At 59.8% G+C, this 19633-nt stretch carries 15 protein-coding genes, 1 tRNA gene and 1 pseudogene; 7 read left to right on the top strand and 10 right to left on the bottom strand.

Translation table 11 applies throughout. The features are described 5' to 3' along the window. The first annotated feature begins 94 nt into the window (after positions 1-94). Positions 95-1106: pseudogene (locus ACSQ9D_RS06675) on the top strand (methyltransferase family protein). Between the two features lie 24 nt (positions 1107-1130). On the opposite strand, the gene phaC reads toward ACSQ9D_RS06675, so the two are convergent. Next, positions 1131-2969 (bottom strand): class I poly(R)-hydroxyalkanoic acid synthase, encoded by a 1839-nt coding sequence (gene phaC, locus ACSQ9D_RS06680; protein WP_436281601.1) that lies wholly within the window; start codon positions 2967-2969, stop codon positions 1131-1133. Positions 2970-3123: 154 nt separating this feature from the next. Here phaC and ACSQ9D_RS06685 point away from each other — a divergent pair, with 154 nt between their 5' ends. From ACSQ9D_RS06685 to recJ, 4 genes are all read left to right on the top strand, one after another. Next, positions 3124-3540 carry a hypothetical protein gene (locus ACSQ9D_RS06685; protein WP_037117757.1) on the top strand — a complete coding sequence of 139 codons (417 nt, stop codon included), beginning with the start codon at positions 3124-3126 and terminating at the stop codon, positions 3538-3540. Positions 3541-3764: 224 nt separating this feature from the next. Further along, a complete protein-coding gene (locus ACSQ9D_RS06690) occupies positions 3765-4982 on the top strand; it encodes an LL-diaminopimelate aminotransferase (protein WP_024314005.1) in 1218 nt (405 codons plus the stop codon). 65 nt (positions 4983-5047) lie between these two features. Further along, positions 5048-6370 carry a homoserine dehydrogenase gene (locus ACSQ9D_RS06695; protein WP_037117758.1) on the top strand — a complete coding sequence of 441 codons (1323 nt, stop codon included), beginning with the start codon at positions 5048-5050 and terminating at the stop codon, positions 6368-6370. A gap of 183 nt (positions 6371-6553) precedes the next feature. Next, complete coding sequence (gene recJ / locus ACSQ9D_RS06700) at positions 6554-8356, top strand: single-stranded-DNA-specific exonuclease RecJ (RefSeq protein WP_436283779.1); 1803 nt, start codon at positions 6554-6556, stop codon at positions 8354-8356. An 87-nt stretch (positions 8357-8443) separates the two neighbouring features. On the opposite strand, the gene ACSQ9D_RS06705 is transcribed toward recJ, so the two are convergent. The 3 genes from ACSQ9D_RS06705 to ACSQ9D_RS06715 all read right to left on the bottom strand — a co-directional run bounded on the left by ACSQ9D_RS06705 (position 8444) and on the right by ACSQ9D_RS06715 (position 11496). Then, positions 8444-9688, bottom strand: coding sequence for a glycosyltransferase family 2 protein (locus tag ACSQ9D_RS06705; RefSeq protein ID WP_436281602.1), 1245 nt, complete (start codon positions 9686-9688; stop codon positions 8444-8446). Between the two features lie 431 nt (positions 9689-10119). Continuing rightward, a tRNA-Glu gene (locus ACSQ9D_RS06710) sits at positions 10120-10194 on the bottom strand. A 240-nt stretch (positions 10195-10434) separates the two neighbouring features. Then, positions 10435-11496: a class I SAM-dependent methyltransferase gene (locus tag ACSQ9D_RS06715; protein WP_436281603.1), complete on the bottom strand. Its 1062-nt coding sequence runs from the start codon at positions 11494-11496 to the stop codon at positions 10435-10437. Positions 11497-11723: 227 nt separating this feature from the next. Between ACSQ9D_RS06715 and ACSQ9D_RS06720 the strand changes: the two genes are divergently transcribed. Continuing rightward, on the top strand, positions 11724-12158 hold the full coding sequence (locus ACSQ9D_RS06720) for a hypothetical protein (protein WP_037117765.1): 435 nt from the start codon (positions 11724-11726) through the stop codon (positions 12156-12158). 152 nt (positions 12159-12310) lie between these two features. On the opposite strand, the gene ACSQ9D_RS06725 is transcribed toward ACSQ9D_RS06720, so the two are convergent. The 4 genes from ACSQ9D_RS06725 to ACSQ9D_RS06740 all read right to left on the bottom strand — a co-directional run bounded on the left by ACSQ9D_RS06725 (position 12311) and on the right by ACSQ9D_RS06740 (position 16580). Then, a complete protein-coding gene (locus ACSQ9D_RS06725; RefSeq protein ID WP_037117767.1) occupies positions 12311-13084 on the bottom strand; it encodes an amino acid ABC transporter ATP-binding protein in 774 nt (257 codons plus the stop codon). Between the two features lie 20 nt (positions 13085-13104). After that, a complete protein-coding gene (locus tag ACSQ9D_RS06730; protein ID WP_436281604.1) occupies positions 13105-14259 on the bottom strand; it encodes an amino acid ABC transporter permease in 1155 nt (384 codons plus the stop codon). Position 14260: 1 nt separating this feature from the next. Continuing rightward, on the bottom strand, positions 14261-15463 hold the full coding sequence (locus tag ACSQ9D_RS06735) for an amino acid ABC transporter permease (RefSeq protein WP_436281605.1): 1203 nt from the start codon (positions 15461-15463) through the stop codon (positions 14261-14263). Positions 15464-15554: 91 nt separating this feature from the next. Continuing rightward, positions 15555-16580 (bottom strand): amino acid ABC transporter substrate-binding protein, encoded by a 1026-nt coding sequence (locus ACSQ9D_RS06740; RefSeq protein ID WP_436281606.1) that lies wholly within the window; start codon positions 16578-16580, stop codon positions 15555-15557. A gap of 368 nt (positions 16581-16948) precedes the next feature. Between ACSQ9D_RS06740 and ACSQ9D_RS06745 the strand changes: the two genes are divergently transcribed. Further along, on the top strand, positions 16949-18139 hold the full coding sequence (locus ACSQ9D_RS06745; RefSeq protein ID WP_436281607.1) for a cystathionine beta-lyase: 1191 nt from the start codon (positions 16949-16951) through the stop codon (positions 18137-18139). On the opposite strand, the gene ACSQ9D_RS06750 is transcribed toward ACSQ9D_RS06745, so the two are convergent. Both ACSQ9D_RS06750 and ACSQ9D_RS06755 read right to left on the bottom strand, forming a co-directional pair. Beyond that, positions 18140-19291, bottom strand: a complete 1152-nt coding sequence (locus ACSQ9D_RS06750) for an FAD-dependent monooxygenase (RefSeq protein WP_436281608.1) — start codon at positions 19289-19291, stop codon at positions 18140-18142. A 25-nt stretch (positions 19292-19316) separates the two neighbouring features. Next, positions 19317-19562, bottom strand: coding sequence for a zinc-finger domain-containing protein (locus tag ACSQ9D_RS06755; protein WP_007790335.1), 246 nt, complete (start codon positions 19560-19562; stop codon positions 19317-19319). Between the last annotated feature and the right edge of the window lie 71 nt (positions 19563-19633).

Consider the following 19633-nt stretch of genomic DNA (forward strand, 5'->3'; position numbering starts at 1 on the left):
TGCCGGCCTCCTCCTTTGTCATGAGGTGTCGAAGAATGCGGATTCTGCTATGAATGCCTCCCGTCGTGGAACTCCGCGTGGGGAGGAAAAGCCAATGTCGTCGACACATCCAGTGGCGCATGAAGAAATCTCGCCGGCCTTGCTGGTCGATGCGATGTTCGCATTTCGGAAAACGGCCGCGATCAAGGCGGCAATCGAATTCGATCTTTTCACGAAACTTGGCGCGGAAGGCCGCACGGCGACAATTCTCGCGTCGGAATTGGGCTGCGCCGAGCGCGGAGTGCGTATTCTCTGCGACTTTCTGGTGGTTTCGGGATTCCTGACGAAGAGCGGCGAGACTTACGGGCTGACGCCGTCGAGCCAGATCTTTCTCGATCGGCGTTCGCCTGCCTATATGGGAGCAGCGATCGATTTCCTGGCTTCTCCGCAAATGGTGTCGTTGTTCCTAGACGACCCGGCCGCGTATGTTCGTAATGGCGGCTCCGTCGGCTTGGCGAACGTGGCGCCGGATAATCCCGTATGGGTCAAGTTTGCCAGAGCCATGGGGGCATTCACCGGCGCAAGCGCTAAGGCCTTGGCATCGGACGTGGCGACATGGTCAAAGCCGCCAAGCAAGGTGCTGGACATTGCCGCCGGTCCCGGCGCTTTCGGTATTGAAATCGCGAAAGTATCGCCATCGGCAAGCGTAGTCGCTCTCGATTGGAAGCCGGTTCTTGCGGTGACTGAGGAGAATGCGACGAATGCGGGGGTGGCGGCGCGCTTCACCTTCCAGCCCGGCAGCGCTTTCGAGGTCGATTGGGGCAGCGGCTATGATCTGATCTTGCTGCCGAACTTCCTCCATCATTTCGACGTCGACGGCTGCATCACGCTCTTGAAGAAGGCGCGTGCCAGCCTGGTGCGTTGCGATTGTCGAGTTCGTTCCGAACGAGGATCGTGTGTCGCCCGAATTTCCGGCTGCCTTTGCCATGGTCATGCTGGCGACGACGCCGAAGGGCGACGCCTACACCGAGCGGGAGCTTGCCGATATGGCCAAGTCAGCCGGTTTTCGTCACGTCGTTACGAAACCGCTGCCACCATCACCGGCGAGCCTGATCTTCCTGGAGTGACGACGCCGCGCAGGAACATAGCGCTCAGACGCGCTCCATCACATAGCTTCCCGGCGCCTCTTCGATGGCGTTGAGCGCTGCGCCGCCCGGCTTGCGGGCGGGCACGCGCTTGCCGTCCTTCGCCTCGATCCAGGCTTGCCAGTGTGGCCACCACGAGCCGGCATTCTCGGTCGCTTCGGTAAGCCACGCGTCGTAGTCGCCTTTTGCAGCGCTTCCTGTCCAGTATTGGTACTTCTTCTTGTCCGGCGGATTGACGACCCCGGCGATATGACCGGAGCCCGCCAGCACGAAATCGACCTTGCCGCCGAAGAACTGGCTGCCGAGAAACACCGACTTGGCCGGCGCGATGTGATCCTCGCGGGTGGCGAGATTGTAGATCGGAATCTTGACGTCCTTCAGGGACAGCGTTTGACCGTCGAGAATCATCTCGTTCGCAGTCAGTGCGTTCCTGAGGTAACAATTGCGCAGGTAGAAGGCGTGGTTCGCCGCCGCCATGCGAGTGGAATCGGCGTTCCAGAAGAGAAGGTCGAAGGGCATCGGTTCCTGGCCCTTCAGGTAGTTGTTTACGAAATAGGGCCAGATCAGTTCCGAGGCCCGCAGCATGTTGAAGGCGGTCGCCATCTTCGAGCCGTCGAGATAGCCGATCTCGTCCATATGGGCCTCTAGCCGCCCCAACTGCTCCTCGTCGACGAAGACCTTGAGATCGCCGGCATGAGTGAAGTCCACCTGCGTCGTGAAGAGAGTGGCGGTCTTGATCCGCTTGTTCTTCTCCTTGGCGTGTAATGCCAGCGTTGCGGCAAGCAGTGTGCCGCCGACGCAGTAACCAATGGCGTTTGCTTCCTTCTCGCCCGTCGCCTTCTCGATCGTGTCGAGGGCAAAGTCGATGCCTTCGCGCGCATAGGCCGCCCAATCCTTCTGAGCATGGCGCGCGTCGGGATTGACCCAGGAGATGACAAAAACGGTTTGCCCCTGCTCCACACACCATTTGATAAATGATTTCTGTGGGTTAAGGTCTAGGATGTAGAACTTGTTGATCCACGGCGGGCAGATGAGGAGAGGGCGCTTCAGCACCGTCTCGGTCGTTGGCTCGTACTGGATGATCTGGCAGATGTCGTTCTGCGCGATCACCTTGCCCGCGGTGAGCGCCATGTCGCGACCGACGGCGAATTTGGTCATGTCGGTCTGGCGAAGCTTCAGGTCGCCATGGCCCTGAACGATGTCCTCGGCGAGCATCTTCATGCCACGCACCAGGTTCTCGCCGCTCGTCGCGATCGTTTCGCGGTAAAGCTGCGGGTTTGTTGCAACGAAATTGGTCGGCGAGAGTGCTGCCGTTATCTGCTTCACATAGAAACGGGCCTTGTGCTTCGTGTGCTCGTCGAGGCCCTCGGTTTCGGCCACGATCTTTTCGGCCCAATCAGCGGTGATCAGGTAAACCTGCTTCAGGAATTCGAAGAACGGGTTCTTCTGCCAATCCTCGTCGGCAAAGCGCTTGTCCTTGCTGTCGGGTTCCGGCGCCGGCGTTTCGCCCTGCATCCGTTGCATCGAGCGCATCCAGATGCCGAAGTAGCAGCTCATCAGCTGCGTCTGTGCTTCGAAGGTGCGGCGCGGATCGGAAATCCAGTATTCGGTGACCTTGGAGAGCGTCTTGACCATGTCGGTCACCGGCTCTGCCGCATTTTCTGCGATCGCGCCACGTTCGCGTGGCGCGAGCCAGGCCGTAGCCGCCTTGCCGAGATTCTCGAGGGCACGGGCGAAATTGATCGCCATGGCCTCGGGATCTTTCAACAGGTAGGGATCCAGGTCTTTTGCATTAAAGCCCTGGCTCTTTGCCTTGTCGCCGTTTTCCTGCTTGCTGTCGGTCACGCGTCTCCTCCGGCGGCAGCATGTTCCTGCAAATAGAGTTGTACATCTGGAAAGATCGATAAAACAAGTTCCGCTGACGCTCGCTCGTGCTATTGCTTTGTGGCGGCGACGAATTTAACAGTCGAAGCACCTCAGGATTTGGGACCTCTGGCACATGACGAAAAACGGCATTCGCATTATCGCAAACGTGACCCGCATCGCGCTCATCGGCGCTGCCGCGGCCATGACGCTTGCCGGATGCATGCAAACGCCTGAGGAAAAGGCCGCCTTCGCGGCCAGGCAAGCGGCGCCGACGCCCGTTGTCATGAACGCGACAAAGGGTGAGGCGCCGACCGAAAGCGGCCTTTCGCATTACAAGGACGGTTACCCGGGATTCGGTGCGCCGCTGACAGCCGCAAACGTTCAGATGAGTGACGATGAGGCCGGCGGGCTTCAGAAAAAGCTGACCGCACTCGGCGCCCAGCGCAAGGCCGGCACCATTTCGGAAGCCGAGTATCAGCGTCGTGTTGCGGAATATCGCAAGCTCGCGGCCGAGCACGGCGCCGAAACGCTCTCCGAAATCGCCAATTAGGCCTTGCCTTCGCTGCTATTTGGAAGCAAAGCCTTCCGACAGTAGCGGAAGATGAATTTTTCCTGATAATGCGCGGCCAGCACGGCTTTTCGTCAAAGAAATGCCTTGCGACGCAAGTCTGATGAATACGGCGTTGGCGATTCTGAAGTTCGTATCGCGAACAGCCGGGAATTAGGACGAACTTCGAGCGCGGTCGTGGTGGCCGCATTTCCGTGGGGAAAGAAATGGAAGAGTTTCACAAAGTCCGGCGTTTGCCGCCTTACGTTTTCGAACAGGTCAACCGTTTGAAGGCGAGCGCGCGAGCGGGCGGGGCCGATATCATCGATCTCGGCATGGGAAACCCTGACCTTCCGACCCCGAAGGCGATCGTCGACAAGCTCTGCGAAGTTGTCCAGGATCCGCGCACGCATCGCTATTCGTCGTCCAAGGGCATTCCCGGCCTGCGCCGGGCCCAGGCTGCCTACTACGCCCGCCGCTTCGGCGTGAAGCTCAACCCGGACACGCAGGTCGTCGCGACGCTGGGTTCCAAGGAAGGCTTCGCCAATATGGCACAGGCGATCACCGCACCGGGTGACGTCATCCTCTGCCCGAACCCGACCTATCCGATCCACGCCTTTGGCTTCCTGATGGCCGGTGGCGTCATCCGGTCGATGTCGGTCGAGCCGGACGAAAGCTTCTTCCCGCCGCTGGAACGCGCCGTCCGTCATTCGATTCCGAAACCGCTCGCGCTGATCCTCAACTATCCGTCCAACCCGACGGCTTTTGTGGCAACGCTGGACTTCTACAAGGACGTCATCGCCTTCGCCAAGAAGCACGACATCATCGTGCTTTCCGACCTTGCCTATTCGGAAATCTACTTCGATGGTGAGCCGCCTCCGTCGGTTCTGGAAGTTCCGGGCGCAATGGATGTGACGGTCGAGTTCACCTCGATGTCGAAGACCTTCTCGATGCCGGGCTGGCGCATGGGCTTTGCTGTCGGCAACGAGCGTCTGATCGCGGCCTTGACGCGCGTCAAATCCTACCTCGATTATGGCGCGTTCACGCCGATCCAGGTGGCGGCAACGCACGCGCTGAATGGCGACGGTTCGGACATTGCGGAAGTCCGCAACGTTTACAAGCGCCGCCGCGACGTCATGGTGGATACCTTTGGCAAGGCTGGCTTCGAGGTGCCGCCACCGGCGGCGACGATGTTTGCCTGGGCCAAGATCCCGGAAAAGTTCCGGCATCTCGGTTCGCTGGAATTCTCCAAACTGCTGGTCGAGAAAGCCGATGTGGCGGTAGCGCCTGGCATCGGTTTCGGCGAAATGGGAGACGACTACGTGCGTCTGGCGCTTGTCGAGAATGAGCATCGCATTCGCCAGGCTGCTCGCAACATCAAGAAGTTCATGTCGACGGCGGATGAGACGATGCACAACGTCATCTCGCTCAACGCACATCGCTGATATAATCCCCCTCAATGGCAGCCGCTCCGGCGGCTGCCTTTCATGACACATTTCAGGATCGATCCATGGCAGATGCCCTCAAAATCGGCATTGCGGGCTTGGGCACCGTTGGTGCTTCGCTTGTCCGTATCATTCAGCAGCGCAGCAATGAGCTTGCCGCAACGTGCGGGCGTGCGATCCTGATTACGGGCGTTTCCGCCCGCGACAAGACCAAGGACCGCGGCATCGACGTCGGCGGCATCGAGTGGTTCGACCGGCCGGAGGACCTGGCGGAGAAGGGCGACATCGATGTCTTCGTCGAACTCATGGGTGGCGTCGACGGTTCGGCGAACACCTCCGTGCGCGCGGCGCTGCAGCGTGGTCTCCATGTGGTGACCGCCAACAAGGCGCTGCTTGCCTATCATGGCGTCGAACTGGCAACGCTCGCAGAAGAGAAGGGCGTGCTGCTGAACTTCGAAGCAGCCGTTGCCGGCGGCATTCCCGTCATCAAGGCACTACGCGAATCTCTGACGGGTAACACGATTTCCCGCATCTATGGGATCATGAACGGTACCTGCAATTACATCCTGACGAAGATGGAAAAGGAGGGCCTGTCCTTTGCCGATTGCCTGAAGGAGGCCCAGCGTCTCGGTTATGCCGAGGCCGATCCCGCCTTCGACATCGAGGGCAATGACACGGCCCACAAGCTCTCCATTCTCACGACGCTTGCGTTCGGAAACCAGATCGCAGCCGACGACATCTATCTCGAAGGCATCACCAACATATCGATCGAGGACATCCACGCTGCTGCCGATCTCGGCTACCGCATCAAGCTGCTCGGCGTTGCACAGCGGACGGATACTGGCATTGAACAGCGCGTGCATCCGACGATGGTGCCCGTCGATTCTGTCATTGCACAGGTCGATGGCGTGACGAATGCCGTTGCGATTGAGTCCGACGTTCTCGGTGAACTGCTGATGGTCGGCCCCGGCGCTGGCGGCAATGCAACGGCGTCGTCGGTGCTCGGCGACATCGCCGACATCGCCAAAAGTCGTCCCGGCGCACAGCGTGTGCCGGTTCTCGGCCATCCCGCCAAATCGCTCGAGCCGTACCGCAAGGCGCAAATGCAGAGCCACGAAGGCGGATATTTCATTCGCCTGACCGTGCTCGATCGCACCGGCGTGTTTGCAAGCGTCGCCACCCACATGGCGGAAAACCATATCTCGCTGGAGTCGATCGTTCAGCGCTCGAAGCAGCATTTGGCGCCGTCGCATCATCAGACAATCATCATGGTCACCCATGCGACGACGGAGGATTCCGTTCGCAAGGCGGTCGCCGCGATCAAGGGCGAGGGGTATCATGTCGGCGAGCCCCAGGTGATCCGCATCGAGCGGCCCAAGGAAGACTGAAAACTCTTCCCTCCGACCACATTGACATTGCCTAAGGCGCGCTGCGGCAGACTTGCCGCGTGCGTCCACAGCTAACGTCGCCCGCCTCGTCCAAAACCGTTGTGCGACCGCGCGAAGGCGCATAAAGCTGCCGATATCACTCCGGTCCCGGGGTGGTGACAAGCGATGAGGGCAGCAGGCGATATGGAGATTCCGGCCGATCCGGTGCAACGCGCATTTCTGGGCGTGGAGAAATCCGTACTGGACAAGCGCTGGATAGCGCGACTGGATCAAGCCGGTCAGAACCGGGCACTCGCCATGTCCCAGATGCACGGAATGCCTGAACTCATTGCGCGCGTTCTTGCTGGACGTGGTGTCACCGTCGATGAGGCGCTGGAGTTTCTTGATCCGACGCTTCGCGGCTTGATGCCCGACCCCTATAAGCTGACGGATTGTGAGAAGGCGGCCAAGCGGCTCGCGCAAGCCATTCGCGGTCAGCAGCAGGTCGCGATTTTCGGTGACTACGACGTCGACGGCGCCTCCTCCTCGGCGCTGATGTTCCGCTTTCTCAAGCACTTTGGCGCCAAGGCCGAGATCTACATTCCGGACCGCATTTTCGAGGGCTACGGCCCCAACCCCGCCGCAATCGGCAGCCTGATCGACAACGGTGCACGGCTGATCGTCACCGTTGATTGCGGGTCTACCAGCCATGATGCGCTGGCTGAGGCTGCCAGGCGCAACACCGACGTCGTCGTGATTGATCATCACCAGGTGACACATGATTTGCCGCCCTGCCATGCGCTGGTCAATCCGAACCGCGAGGACGATCTCTCCGGCCAGGGACATCTCTGCGCCGCGGGCGTCGTATTCCTCGTACTCGTCGCGACATTGCGCTTGCTGCGAGAGGCTGGGGATCCACGCGCGCGATCGATCGACCTGCTGCAATGGCTTGATATTGTCGCGCTTGCGACCGTTTGCGACGTTGTCCCTCTGAAGGGCCTGAACCGTGCCTATGTCGTCAAGGGGCTGATCGCCGCCCGCCATCAGGGCAATGCCGGCCTGTCCGCTCTGTTTCGCAAGGCCGGCCTTGCCGGCCCGGTGACACCCTATCACTTTGGCTTCCTGATTGGCCCGCGCATCAATGCGGGTGGACGCATTGGCGATGCGGCGCTCGGCAGTCGCCTGCTCACCCTGGACGATACGGGCGAGGCCGAGGCTATCGCCCAGCAACTGGATGAGCTCAACCGCGACAGGCAGGCGATGGAAGCGGCAATGCTGCAGGAGGCGGAGGCCGAGGCGCTGGCGGAATACGGGGATGGCGAGGGGGCCTCGGTCATCGTCACTGCGCACGAAAAGTGGCACCCAGGCATCGTCGGCCTGATTGCCGCCCGCCTCAAGGAAAAATTCAAGCGTCCAGCCTTCGCAATTGCTTTCGATCCATCCGGCAAGGGCACCGGCTCGGGCCGCTCGATCAACGGCTTTGACATGGGCAAGATGGTGCGCGCGGCAGTCGATGATGGCTTGCTGGTCAAGGGCGGTGGCCACGCGATGGCCGCCGGCCTCACTGTCGAGCGCGACAAGCTCGGCCACCTGCGCAGTTTCTTCACCGAGCGTGCCGAAAAGACGGTAGCGGCGCTCGTGGCCAACGAAACGCTGAAAATCGACGGTGCGATTGCTGCCAGCGGTGCAACGATCGATCTGATCGATCGCCTGGAGACCGCCGGGCCTTACGGTTCTGGCCATTCTCAGCCGCTCTTCGCGATTCCCGCTCATCGACTTCGCGATTCCCGTCTGGTTGGCGACAAGCACGTGAAGGTGACGCTCGAAGCCATGGACGGCGCCCGCCTCGACGGGATCGCTTTTCGGGCCGCCGATACGCTGCTCGGCAGCCTGCTCCTGAATTCCAGGGGCGCCAGCCTGCACGTTGCAGGCTCGCTCGGCGCGGACCACTATCAAGGCTCCCGACGCATCCAGTTGCGCGTTCAGGACGCTGCGCCGGTCCGCTGAGCTCGGTGGATGTACAGCGCAGCGTTTCGTTAGGCGGCTGCCGTGCCATAGACGCGACTTCCGGTCCCTGGCGCGGCGATCATCGCGTCAGATGAGAATGTGCTGCGTCAAGTCGCTTTCGATGAAGATCATGTTGGGCTTGTAGCCGAGCTCGAGGAACTTCTCGCGGCGAGCCATATCCGCCGCGAAGATTATCGTGCTTTCGACGTCTGCTGACACGCTATCGTCTAGGTCTGCGGTGACTTCGATTTCTGGCGCTAGACCGACGTCGCGAAGGAGTTCGGTGATCAACGCCGGATCGGCCATTCCGCTGAGGACGAGCCGGTCAACGCCTGCCGTTGCACTCACCTGGTAGGCGAGGGTTTGCATGGCTACCAGCATCGGGAAGGATTCGCGCAGTGCTGCCACGTCGGGGTGATTGCCCATGCCGCCAAGTGCCATGCGCGTGTAGAGTTCATAGGCCTTGATGAAATCCTTGCGAACGGCCCAGAAGCGCACCGCCACCGCCATTCGGTTGAGGGTGAAGACCTTGCACATTTCTTCGTAGATTGCCCGCGATTCCGGCCCTGTGTTGAGCTTTCCGCGCTTGGCGGCCATATAGAGGAAGTACTCAAGCCCGCCGCGATATTTGTCCCACGCGACCATGACCTCTTCGTTGCCGGTCTGCGAACGGTTGGGCGCCAGCTTCGAGGTGACGACAGAGCGGTAGAAGGGCTGCTTGAGGAAGGCCACTGCGCCTTGATCGAGAACGTGCGCGAGGTAGGCAAAGAAGCAGAAGCAAAAATCGCGCGGAACCCACACGGATCGAAGCGCCGACGATCTGTAGATTGCGATTTCCGGGAAGATGTGCCGTTCAAAGATGAACTGAAACACTTCGACAAAATCGTGTCGGCCGAACTTGATATCCTCATCGACCTTATAGAACGTCGTGAGGTCGCGGTCGGCGATCTCGTCATAGAGATACCAGGAAGCGTGGCACGCCGATACGTCCGAATTGGCATCGAGATACGCGACGGCCGCCTTAACGCCCTCTGGTATCAGGAAGTCGTCGTCGGCAAGATAGATCGAATACTCGCCAACGGCGTGGCGAAACGTGCTCGCGATATTCTTGTATGGCCCGCCGTTGACCGCACGGCGGTGAAAGCGAATGGGAAGGCCCTTGGCGACGAACTCTTCGATCACCTGCGCTGTATTGTCGGTCGAGGCATTGTCCGAGATCACGATCTCGTATGAGAAGTCGAAGTCATAGGTTTCGCAATGCTCGAGTGCGTTGCGGAGATAGGCCTCCCGATTGTAGGTCGGGATACATATGCTGAGTTTGATGCCGCTCAATTGAATTGTCTCCGGGGCAGGGGCCTGTCGCCTTCATGGGTATTGGTCGAAGGGCGCGGGCGCGCCCGAAATTGTGCGGATCATGATTTCAGAGTAAGGCGTGCGCCCGCGGGACGGCCTAGAAGGTGCCGCCTCTTCTCCATGGGGAACCGCACCCCAGCGAGCATCATGACTTCCACCAAGATCGCCTCCGCGATGGCGATATCTGCACGGCTCGCTTGCCGGCAAAGATCTTGCTGTAACTATCTATGGGGCAGAGTTGGAGCGAGGCTGGTGTTCGCGGCCGCGGAGGAAGCGGCAATGTCCAGTGCGAAAGAAAATTGGAGCGAGGCGCCGGTATCCCACGATATGAAGGGCACAACGTGAACGATACACTTCGGCCCAGCCCACTAGATGGGGACAGCTTATGATGCTGATCTTTATGAGAAAAGTGGCACGCCCTAGGGGAGTCGAACCCCTCTTCCCAGAATGAAAATCTGGTGTCCTAACCGATAGACGAAGGGCGCTTCCTTCGTGGTGGCGCCCTTATAGTCAGGCACTTTGAATCCCGCAAGCGGCAAAACAAGAAAAAATCACAATGGCGCGATTTTTTCTTTGCTTCGCGCTTATGGTGCTCGATACGCTACGATTATCGTTTTGATATCACTATGTTATTTCTAGTTCCACAGGCTGTTTGCGGCCATGTGGAAAGTTTCAGCGGACGTGGCCGGCCGGAGCCTGCCACGTCGCCAATGTTGCAATTTTCCTCAGGCGCGCACCTCGAAGACCATGTTGAAAGGCGTTTCGGTGGCACGGCGGAAATGCTTGAAGCCGGCATCGAGGGCGACTTTCCTCAGCTTGGTCTCGCCGGCTTGCGCGCCGAGCGCCAGCCCGACCTCCTGAGAGAGCGAGGCCGGTGTGCAGATCATCGTCGATGCGCCGTAGTAGACACGGCCGACAGGATTGAGGTTGTCCTTCAGGCAGTCATGAGCGAAGGGCTCGACGATCAGCCAGGTACCGTCAGCCGAAAGCGATTCCTTCACATGCTTGCCGGCGCCGACCGGATCTCCCATGTCGTGGAGGCAGTCGAACATGGCGATGAGGTCGTAACTGCCTTCAGGGAAGCCAGCCGCCGGAGCCTGTTGGAACGTGACGCGGTCGGAAACACCGGCCTCCTTGGCCGCGGCCTTTGCCCGCTCGATCGACGGCGCGTGATAGTCGAAGCCGAAGAACTTCGAAGCTGGGTATGCTTGGGCCATCAAGATCGTCGAAGCGCCGTGGCCACAGCCGACATCGGCGACTTTCGCGCCGGCTTTCAGGCGGGCTTCGACGCCCTGCAGTGCCGGAATCCAGTCGGCAACGAGATTGTTGTTGTAACCAGTCCGGAAGAAGCGCTCCGTACCCCGGAACAGACAAGTGCTATGCTCGTGCCATCCCACGCCCTTCCCGGTACGGAAGGCGTCGGCCACCTTGGGTTCGTCCATCCACAAGGCCTGCACGACCTGAAAAGCGCCGGCGAAGAAGGCAGGGCTGTCCTCCTCGGCAAAAACCATTGCCTGCTCCGGCGTCAGGTGAAAGCGATCGGTTTTCTCGTCATAGCTGAGGTAGTCGGCGGCCGCGAGTGCGGACAGCCACTCCCTGATGTACCGCTCCTTTATGCCGGTTTCCTTCGATACAGCAGACGAGTTGCGTGGCTTGCCGTCGGCCAAGGCCTTGAACAGGCCGAGGTCATCGCCAAGCACCACCAGCGCTCCGGATACGGCCGCGCCTACGTCACCGATCAACCGACCGACGAGTGCATCCACTTTCTGCATGTCAGGTTCGCGCATGTCTTCCTCCATCGAGAATGCAGGAAAGGACTACCCCCGGTGGACTATATCACCGTCATCGTTTGCCGCGAAGGCGACAGGATGGCATTGCGGTGATACATTTTCCGTTTGCAAATGCAGGGCGATCAATGGGCATATTTAACGTGTTGGTTGCGCCAATTGTCGCGTTGACAAGAAAATGGGTCGGATTGATAGTTCGATCGCCCTGGAGGCTTGGAGGAAAGATCATGATCAAGCATTTGACTATTCTTGCATCCGTTTCCCTGCTCGGGGCGCTGGCGTTTGCAACGCCGTCCTCGGCACTGAGCATGAAGGAATGCAGCGCGAAGTATAAGTCGGCGCAGGCTGACGGCTCTGCGAAGGACATGAAGTGGAATGACTTCCGCAAGGCGCAATGCGGCCCGGATGCGACGGCCGAGCCGGATGTTACGCTCAATAGCGGCGAAGAGCCGGCAAAGCCGACGATGACGGCGCCCAAGGGCGTTTCGTTCCCGACAGCCATTGCACCGAAGTATGCGAAGGAAACACCCGGCAAGGGCCGGATGCACACTTGCGTCGACTCCTACCATCAGAACAAGGACGCCAACACGCTCAATGGCCTGAAATGGATTCAGAAGGGTGGCGGCTTTTATAGCCTCTGCAATGCCAAGCTGAAGAGCTGATTGACCGTTGCGCATCTCCAAAGGCCCGCTATTGCGGCCTTTTGTTTGACGCGACACGGCGGCTATGTGCTCAAACTTGTCCGCCAGAAATGCTCTAAACAAGAAGGCCGCCGGAAAGTCCGACGGCCTTTGAATTCGGTGCTCCAATCGACCTAGTGCAAAATCTGGCTGAGGAAGAGCTTGGTGCGCTCGTGCTGCGGATTGTCGAAGAATTCGGCCGGCGAATTCTGTTCGACGATCTGGCCTTGGTCCATGAAGATGACGCGGTTGGCGACCTGACGCGCAAAACCCATTTCGTGCGTCACGCAGAGCATGGTCATGCCTTCCTCGGCCAGTCCGACCATGGTCTCCAGGACTTCCTTGATCATTTCGGGGTCGAGCGCCGAGGTCGGCTCGTCGAAAAGCATGATCTTCGGGTTCATGCAGAGCGAACGGGCGATCGCCACGCGCTGCTGCTGACCGCCCGAGAGCTGGCCCGGATACTTATGGGCCTGCTCCGGGATCTTGACGCGCTTCAGGAAGTGCATGGCGATCTCTTCCGCCTGCTTCTTGGGCATCTTGCGCACCCAGATCGGTGCCAGCGTGCAGTTTTCCAGAATGGTCAAATGCGGGAAGAGGTTGAAGTGCTGGAAGACCATACCGACTTCGCGGCGCACTTCATCGATCTTCTTTAGGTCGTTGGTGAGTTCGACGCCATCGACGATGATCTGGCCCTTCTGGTGTTCCTCCAAACGGTTGATGCAGCGGATCATTGTCGACTTGCCGGAGCCCGAGGGGCCGGCAATGACGATGCGTTCGCCACGCATCACCTTCAGATTAATGTCGCGCAGCACGTGAAAATCGCCGTACCACTTGTTCATGCCGATGATGTCGACGGCAACATCGGTTGCCGAAACGGTCATCTTCTTTGGTTGAGCCTCAGCCATGCGTTCGTTCCCTTAATCTTTTATCGTTTGTGGCCGGTATCGAGATAGCGTTCCATGAAGCCTGAATATCGCGACATGCCGAAGCAGAACAGCCAAAAAACGAAGCCTGCGAAAATCAGCCCTGTCAAGGGCGTCACTGCGCTTGCCCAGTTGGCGTCGGTAAAGTTGAACCGGACAATGCCAAGCAGATCGAACATGCCGATGATCGATACCAGCGACGTGTCCTTGAACATGCCGATAAAGGTGTTGACGATACCGGGGATGACCAGCTTGATCGCCTGCGGCAGGATGATGAGGCGCATCTTCTGCCAGTAGCCGAGCCCGAGTGAGTCGGCGCCTTCGAACTGGCCCTTCGGGATCGCCTGCAGACCGCCGCGAATGACCTCGGCCATATAGGCAGACGCAAAGATCGCAACACCGATCAGGGCGCGCAGCAGTTTGTCGATCGTGTATCCGGTAGGCAGAAACAGCGGCAGCATCACGCTCGCCATGAAGAGCACCGTGATCAGCGGTATGCCGCGGATGATCTCGATGAAGGCGACGCAGACCATCTTGATGACGGGCATGTTTGAGCGGCGACCAAGCGCCAGGATGATGCCGAACGGCAGCGACACGGCAATGCCGACGAACGAAAGCACCAGCGTCACCATCAGGCCGCCCCAGAGCGGCGTGTCGACGATCTCAAGGCCAAAGCCGCCGTAAAGCAGCCAGAAGGCAAGAAGCGGCAGGACGATGAAAAGCAGGATCGCGTTGGTCCCCTTGAACGGTGCCTTGGGTATGAGCATTGGCACCAGCAGGAGCACGAACAAGATCCCGACGATCGTCGGGCGCCAGCGCTCGTCGAGGGGATATCGACCGAACGCGAACTGGTCGAACTTCGCATTGACGAATGCCCAGCAGGCGCCGCTCCAGCCGTCGGGTTGAGTGCCGCCCTGAACGGCCGTTGCGCAGAACGTGCGATCTGTTCCGGTCCAGACGGCTTGAATGAACAGCCAGTTGATCATGTGCGGCAACGCCCAACCGAGGAGGGCAATGGCGAGAACCGTCAGCACGATGTCCTTGGGTGTCGCCAGCAGGTTCTTGCGAATCCAGGCCAGCGGGCCGCTTTCGCTGCGCGGTGCAGGTTCTGCATCGAGGAAGTTGGTTCGGACGAAGGGTTGGTTGGATGTCGGCATCTTATCTCTCCACCAGAGCCATCTTGGCGTTGAACCAATTCATCAGCAGCGATGTGAGAATGCTGAGGGTGAGATAGATGACCGCCCAGATAAACACGATTTCGATCGCCTGACCTGTCTGGTTGAGGATTGTGCCGCCGACGGCAACGAGATCGGCAAAGCCGATGGCGATGGCGAGCGACGAGTTCTTGGTCAGGTTCAGGTACTGGCTGGTGAGCGGCGGAATGATGATGCGCAAAGCCTGCGGAACCACGACGAGGCGCGTGACGCTCGCCGGATGCAGGCCAAGTGCACCTGCTGCCTCGGACTGGCCCTTCGCCACGCCACGAATGCCGGCGCGGACGATTTCGGCAATAAAAGCCGCCGTATAGAAGGACAGCGCTAGGAACAGCGACATGAATTCCGGTCCGACGACGGAGCCGCCGGTAAGATTGAACTTGCCGGCGACCGGTACGTCGAACGACATCGGCAGGCCGGAAAGGAGGAATACGAGTATCGGCAGGCCGACAATCAGACCGATGGAAACCCAGATGGTATGGAATTGCTTGCCCGTGGCTGCCTGACGCTTGTGCGCCCAGCGCGCGACAACAGCGGACGCCACGATCCCGACCAGGAATGCCGCGCCAACCGCCCACATACCTTCTGCGAAGATCGGCTTGGGGAAAGCGAGTCCGCGATTGTTGAGGAACATGTTCAGCGGTAGATGCAGCGAATCGCGCGGCCCTGGCAGAACCGCAAGAACGCCCTGATACCAGAAGAAGATGACGAGCAGGGGCGGGATGTTGCGGAAGACCTCGACATACACCGTGCACAGCTTGGCGATCAGCCAGTTATGCGACAGGCGGCCGATGCCGACGATGAAACCGATGATCGTTGCCGTAATGATGCCGGTAACGGCTACCAGAAGGGTATTGAGAAAGCCAACCAGCAGCGCGCGGCTATAGGTGGCGTCGCTGGAATAGCCGATCAGCGACTGGCCGATGTCGAAGCCTGCGCGCCCGTTCAGGAAACCGAAGCCGGAGGCGGTACCGGAGCGGGTCAAATTCTCAGCCGTGTTGTGGGCAATCCACCACACGAATCCGACGATGACCGCGACGGTCAGGACTTGGAAGAAAATGCCCCGAAGCCTCGGGTCGTAGATCACCGACTGGAAACTCCAGCCAGTGCTTTGCACATGTGACGTGTGCACAGCCTCTTGCGTCATGCCGAGCCTAATCCCCTATGAGCCCGTTTTCGGGCTTTTCTCTTTATGATGGGAAGGCGGAAAACCGCCTCCCCACACTTTCGTCAGTCGATCAACGGACCGGCGGGGCGTACTGGATACCGCCCTTGTTCCACAGCGCGTTCAGACCGCGCTCGATCTTGAGCGGGCTGCCCTGGCCGACGTTGCGTTCGAAGACTTCGCCATAGTTGCCGACGCCCTTGATGATGTTGTAGGCCCATTCATTGGTGAGCCCCATGTCGGTGCCGATTTTCGTATCGGCTTCCGTGCCAAGGAAGCGTTTGATGTCGGGATTTGGCGAGTTCTTCATCTCGTCGACGTTTGCCTGCGTGATGCCAAACTCTTCGGCGTTCACGAGCGCATAAGCCGTCCACGACACGATGTCGAACCACTGGTCGTCACCCTGACGAACGGCCGGGCCTAGCGGCTCCTTGGAAATGATCTCCGGAAGGACCATGTGCTCGTCGGGGTTCTTCAGCGTCAGACGCAGCGAGTAGAGGCCGGACTGGTCGGTGGTATAGACGTCGCAACGGCCGGCGTCGTAGGCGGCGTTGACTTCGTCAAGCTTTTCGAAGACGACCGGATTGTACTGGAGGTTGTTCGACTTGAAATAATCGGCGAGGTTCAATTCCGTCGTCGTGCCGGATTGAACGCAAACGGCCGCGCCGGACAATTCAAGCGCCGACTTCACGTTCAGGCTCTTGCGAACCATGAAGCCCTGGCCGTCATAATACGTGACCGGGCGGAAGTTGAAGCCCTGCGCCGTGTCGCGGTTGATTGACCACGTCGTGTTACGCGACAGGACGTCGATTTCGCCTGACTTCAGCGCCGGGAAACGGTCCTTGGCCGACAGCGGCGTGTATTTTACCTTGGTCGGGTCGCCGAAGACGGCCGAAGCAACTGCCTTGCAGAAGTCGACGTCGAAGCCGGCCCAATTGCCGGAAGCGTCAGGCTGCGCGAAGCCGAGGAGGCCGGTGTTGACGCCGCACTGAACGAAACCCTTTGCCTTTACGTCTTCGAGCGTGGTGGCAGAAGCTGCCGAGGCGCCAAGTCCGAAAACTGCTGCGCCGATGGTGGCGGACAGAAGCTTAATCTTCATTTTTCCCAACCTTTTCCTTTGTCTTATCTTTTTGTGGGAGCGTTCGCCGAAGCAAGCAAACCTCCCAGATGACCCGACACCCTCCCGGCGCGAGTGGTGCTATCACAGTCGCAAATGTCACTATGGTCAAGTGTCGCGTTGAAAGATTGCGTGATATTTCGGCAATTCCCTATTCGCGGCGCGCAAAAGAGGCAGATGGCTATCGAAATGGCGGCCTTTTGCCGAAAAAAATCGCGCAAAATCGCTGATATATCTGAATAACCTGCATGGCAGGGATGCGTTGCCCGGTCCTGCTTCGGGGTTGACCGATGGTTTCGGGCGGTTCAAAGGTTGCCCACTCGCATCCCACCGCCAAAGGCATTTCCGACATGAAAGATAGAGAAGGCCCGCTTCACAACGCTGGCATCAACACGCGCCTTTCCCACCTCGGCAACGACCCGGCCGAATTCCACGGTTTCGTCAACCCGCCCGTTGTCCATGCCTCCACGGTCCTCTTCCCAAACGCGCGAGCAATGGAAACCCGTGGACAGAAGTATACATACGCGACGCGCGGTACCCCGACGACGGATGCCCTTTGTGAGGCGATCGATGCTCTGGAAGGGTCGGCTGGAACGATTCTCGTGCCGTCGGGCCTCGCTGCGGTTACCGTTCCGTTCCTGGCATTTCTCTCGGCCGGCGACCACGCTTTGATCGTCGATTCGGTTTATGGGCCGACCCGGCATTTCTGCGATACGATGCTGAAGCGCCTCGGCGTTGAGGTCGATTACTACGATCCGCTGGTGGGCGCGGGTATCGAAGTGCTGATTAAGCCGAACACCAAGCTCGTCCATACGGAAGCGCCAGGCTCGAATACCTTCGAAATGCAGGATATTCCGACGATTGCCGCAATCGCGCACAAGCACGGTGCGGTGGTGACGATGGATAACACCTGGGCGACGCCGGTCTACTTCAAGCCGCTCGACTTCGGCGCCGACATCTCCATTCACGCCGCCACCAAATATCCGTCCGGGCACTCCGATATCCTGATGGGGACGGTCTCGGCGAACGCCAAATACTGGCCGCAGCTTCAAGAAGCGAACATCACGCTTGGCATTTGTGGCGCGCCCGACGACGCCTATCAGATCCTGCGCGGGCTGCGCACCATGGGTGTACGCCTGGAGCGCCACTATGAAAGCGCGCTCACGATCGCCAAGTGGCTTGAGGGCAGGGAGGACGTTGCCACGGTGCTGCATCCGGCGCTACCGAGCTTCCCGTCGCACGAATTATGGAAGCGCGACTTCAAGGGCGCGAGCGGCATCTTCTCCTTCGTGCTTGCCGTCGACGCCCCGGAAAAGTTCAAGGCGAAGGCGCACGCCTTCCTCGATGCGCTGCAGATCTTCGGCCTCGGTTGGTCGTGGGGCGGTTTCGAAAGCCTCGCCGTTCACGTCAACCTGAACGATCGCCGCATTTGCAAGGCGCCAGCCGAAGGACCGGTCATCCGTCTGCAGATCGGGCTTGAGGACGTCGTCGATATCAAGGCCGATATCGAGCGCGGCTTTGCGGCGGCCAAGGCCGTCTGATCAGGTGCCGGCGCGGTAGCCGTAAATCCAGTCGAGATCCGCCGCGAGACTTTGCGGCGGTCGCAGCGCCAGGACGACGTCGCGGCCGATGCGTATCGGTCCGCGGGCGTGATAGGCAAACTGGTTGAATGCGCCGCGCTGGCGCAGTCGCGCTATCCTCGGGGTGCGGCGCGCTTCGAACAACTGTAGGGCTTCGGCGACCGGGCGCGTCGCAACGAACATCGCGAGCTCATAGGCATCCTCGATCGCCATCGCGGCACCTTGGGCCGCAAAAGGCATCATTGCGTGCGCTGCGTCGCCGATAAGCACGCAGTCGCGGCCGTCCTGCCAGCGGCCGTTTGTCGTTTCGTAGAGCGGCCAGAAAGTCATGTCTTCGGCCTTGCCGAAGAGCTCTGTCATGGCGGGGTGCCACCGGGAAAAACGGGAAAGCAGCTGCCGACGCTGGGCTTCAGTCGGCTGCGTGGTCCAGGCATGCGGCGCGCCATTGCCGGCCGTGATCGCCACCATGTTGAAACTGTCGGTTTCCCTGAGCGGATAGCAGACGAGATGCGCCGACGGACCAAGGAACGCCGAGACGCTATTGCGTTCAAGACATGTGGGCGCGTTTGCCGCGCCAACCGTGAAGCGGTAGGCGATATTGCCGGAGAACCGAGGCGAGGGGCTGCCTTCGATGCTATCGCGAACCTGCGACCAGACACCGTCGGCGCCAACCAGAAGATCCTTTCGGCGTGATGGGTTCGACAATACCCGGCCCTTGATCTGCGCTCCAAGATGCAGTTGGCAGAGCGGCTCTTTGGCGACGGCGTCAAGCAATGTTCGCTGTAGCGTGGAGCGATGCAGGACGCCGTAGGGAGCCCCCCACCGGGCACGTGCAAATCCGCCGGCGGGAACGGCCGCGAGCTGACGCAGCGTGGTTCCGGATATAAGCCGAATGGATTCTGGCTCGAGCCAGGCTTCGGCCAGGCGCTCGAGGATGCCAAGCTCCGCCAGGATGCGTGAAGCATTCGGCGAAATCTGCAGACCGGCCCCGACCTCGTTCAGATCAGGCGCCTGCTCGAAAATGTCGGAACTGATGCCACGCTTCGCCAGCGCAAGCGCAGCTGTAAGGCCCGCTACGCCCGCGCCGACAATGGCGGCATGTTCAGCCGGCATAGGCTGTCCGATCTCGAATTGGGGGTCAGGCAGCCTTGACGTGGAAGACGCAGCCAGCGGGATTGGTCTGGTTTGCCTTCAGCGCACCGTTGAAGCGGTAAAGGGTCGAGCAGTATGAGCAGACCTTCTCGTTCTCGTCGCCCATGTCGATGAAGATGTGCGGATGATCGAACGGAACGGAGGCGCCGGTGCACATGAACTCCTTCACGCCGACTTCGATAACGCGGTGTCCGCCGTCGTTCTGGAAGTGGGGAATGTTGTGGCCGGCCATGTTCGTCTCCGAATGCTTTGTAACGTGCGCGGACCTTATAGTCGTTCACTACAAATGTGTAGAGCCAAAGA

The sequence above is a fragment of the Rhizobium sp. LjRoot258 genome, assembly GCF_964254185.1.
GTDB lineage: Bacteria > Pseudomonadota > Alphaproteobacteria > Rhizobiales > Rhizobiaceae > Rhizobium.

Bases quoted from the DNA above. Each gene is read 5' to 3' on its own strand.
- ACSQ9D_RS06720 (WP_037117765.1), top strand. From the start codon at position 11,724: ATGATCAAGCATTTGACTATTCTTGCATCCGTTTCCCTGCTCGGGGCG.
- ACSQ9D_RS06740 (WP_436281606.1), bottom strand. From the start codon at position 16,580: ATGAAGATTAAGCTTCTGTCCGCCACCATCGGCGCAGCAGTTTTCGGA.
- recJ (WP_436283779.1), top strand. From the start codon at position 6,554: ATGGAGATTCCGGCCGATCCGGTGCAACGCGCATTTCTGGGCGTGGAG.
- ACSQ9D_RS06730 (WP_436281604.1), bottom strand. From the start codon at position 14,259: ATGCCGACATCCAACCAACCCTTCGTCCGAACCAACTTCCTCGATGCA.
- ACSQ9D_RS06735 (WP_436281605.1), bottom strand. From the start codon at position 15,463: ATGACGCAAGAGGCTGTGCACACGTCACATGTGCAAAGCACTGGCTGG.
- ACSQ9D_RS06745 (WP_436281607.1), top strand. From the start codon at position 16,949: ATGAAAGATAGAGAAGGCCCGCTTCACAACGCTGGCATCAACACGCGC.
- ACSQ9D_RS06715 (WP_436281603.1), bottom strand. From the start codon at position 11,496: ATGCGCGAACCTGACATGCAGAAAGTGGATGCACTCGTCGGTCGGTTG.
- ACSQ9D_RS06750 (WP_436281608.1), bottom strand. From the start codon at position 19,291: ATGCCGGCTGAACATGCCGCCATTGTCGGCGCGGGCGTAGCGGGCCTT.
- ACSQ9D_RS06685 (WP_037117757.1), top strand. From the start codon at position 3,124: ATGACGAAAAACGGCATTCGCATTATCGCAAACGTGACCCGCATCGCG.
- ACSQ9D_RS06690 (WP_024314005.1), top strand. From the start codon at position 3,765: ATGGAAGAGTTTCACAAAGTCCGGCGTTTGCCGCCTTACGTTTTCGAA.
- ACSQ9D_RS06725 (WP_037117767.1), bottom strand. From the start codon at position 13,084: ATGGCTGAGGCTCAACCAAAGAAGATGACCGTTTCGGCAACCGATGTT.
- ACSQ9D_RS06695 (WP_037117758.1), top strand. From the start codon at position 5,048: ATGGCAGATGCCCTCAAAATCGGCATTGCGGGCTTGGGCACCGTTGGT.
- ACSQ9D_RS06755 (WP_007790335.1), bottom strand. From the start codon at position 19,562: ATGGCCGGCCACAACATTCCCCACTTCCAGAACGACGGCGGACACCGC.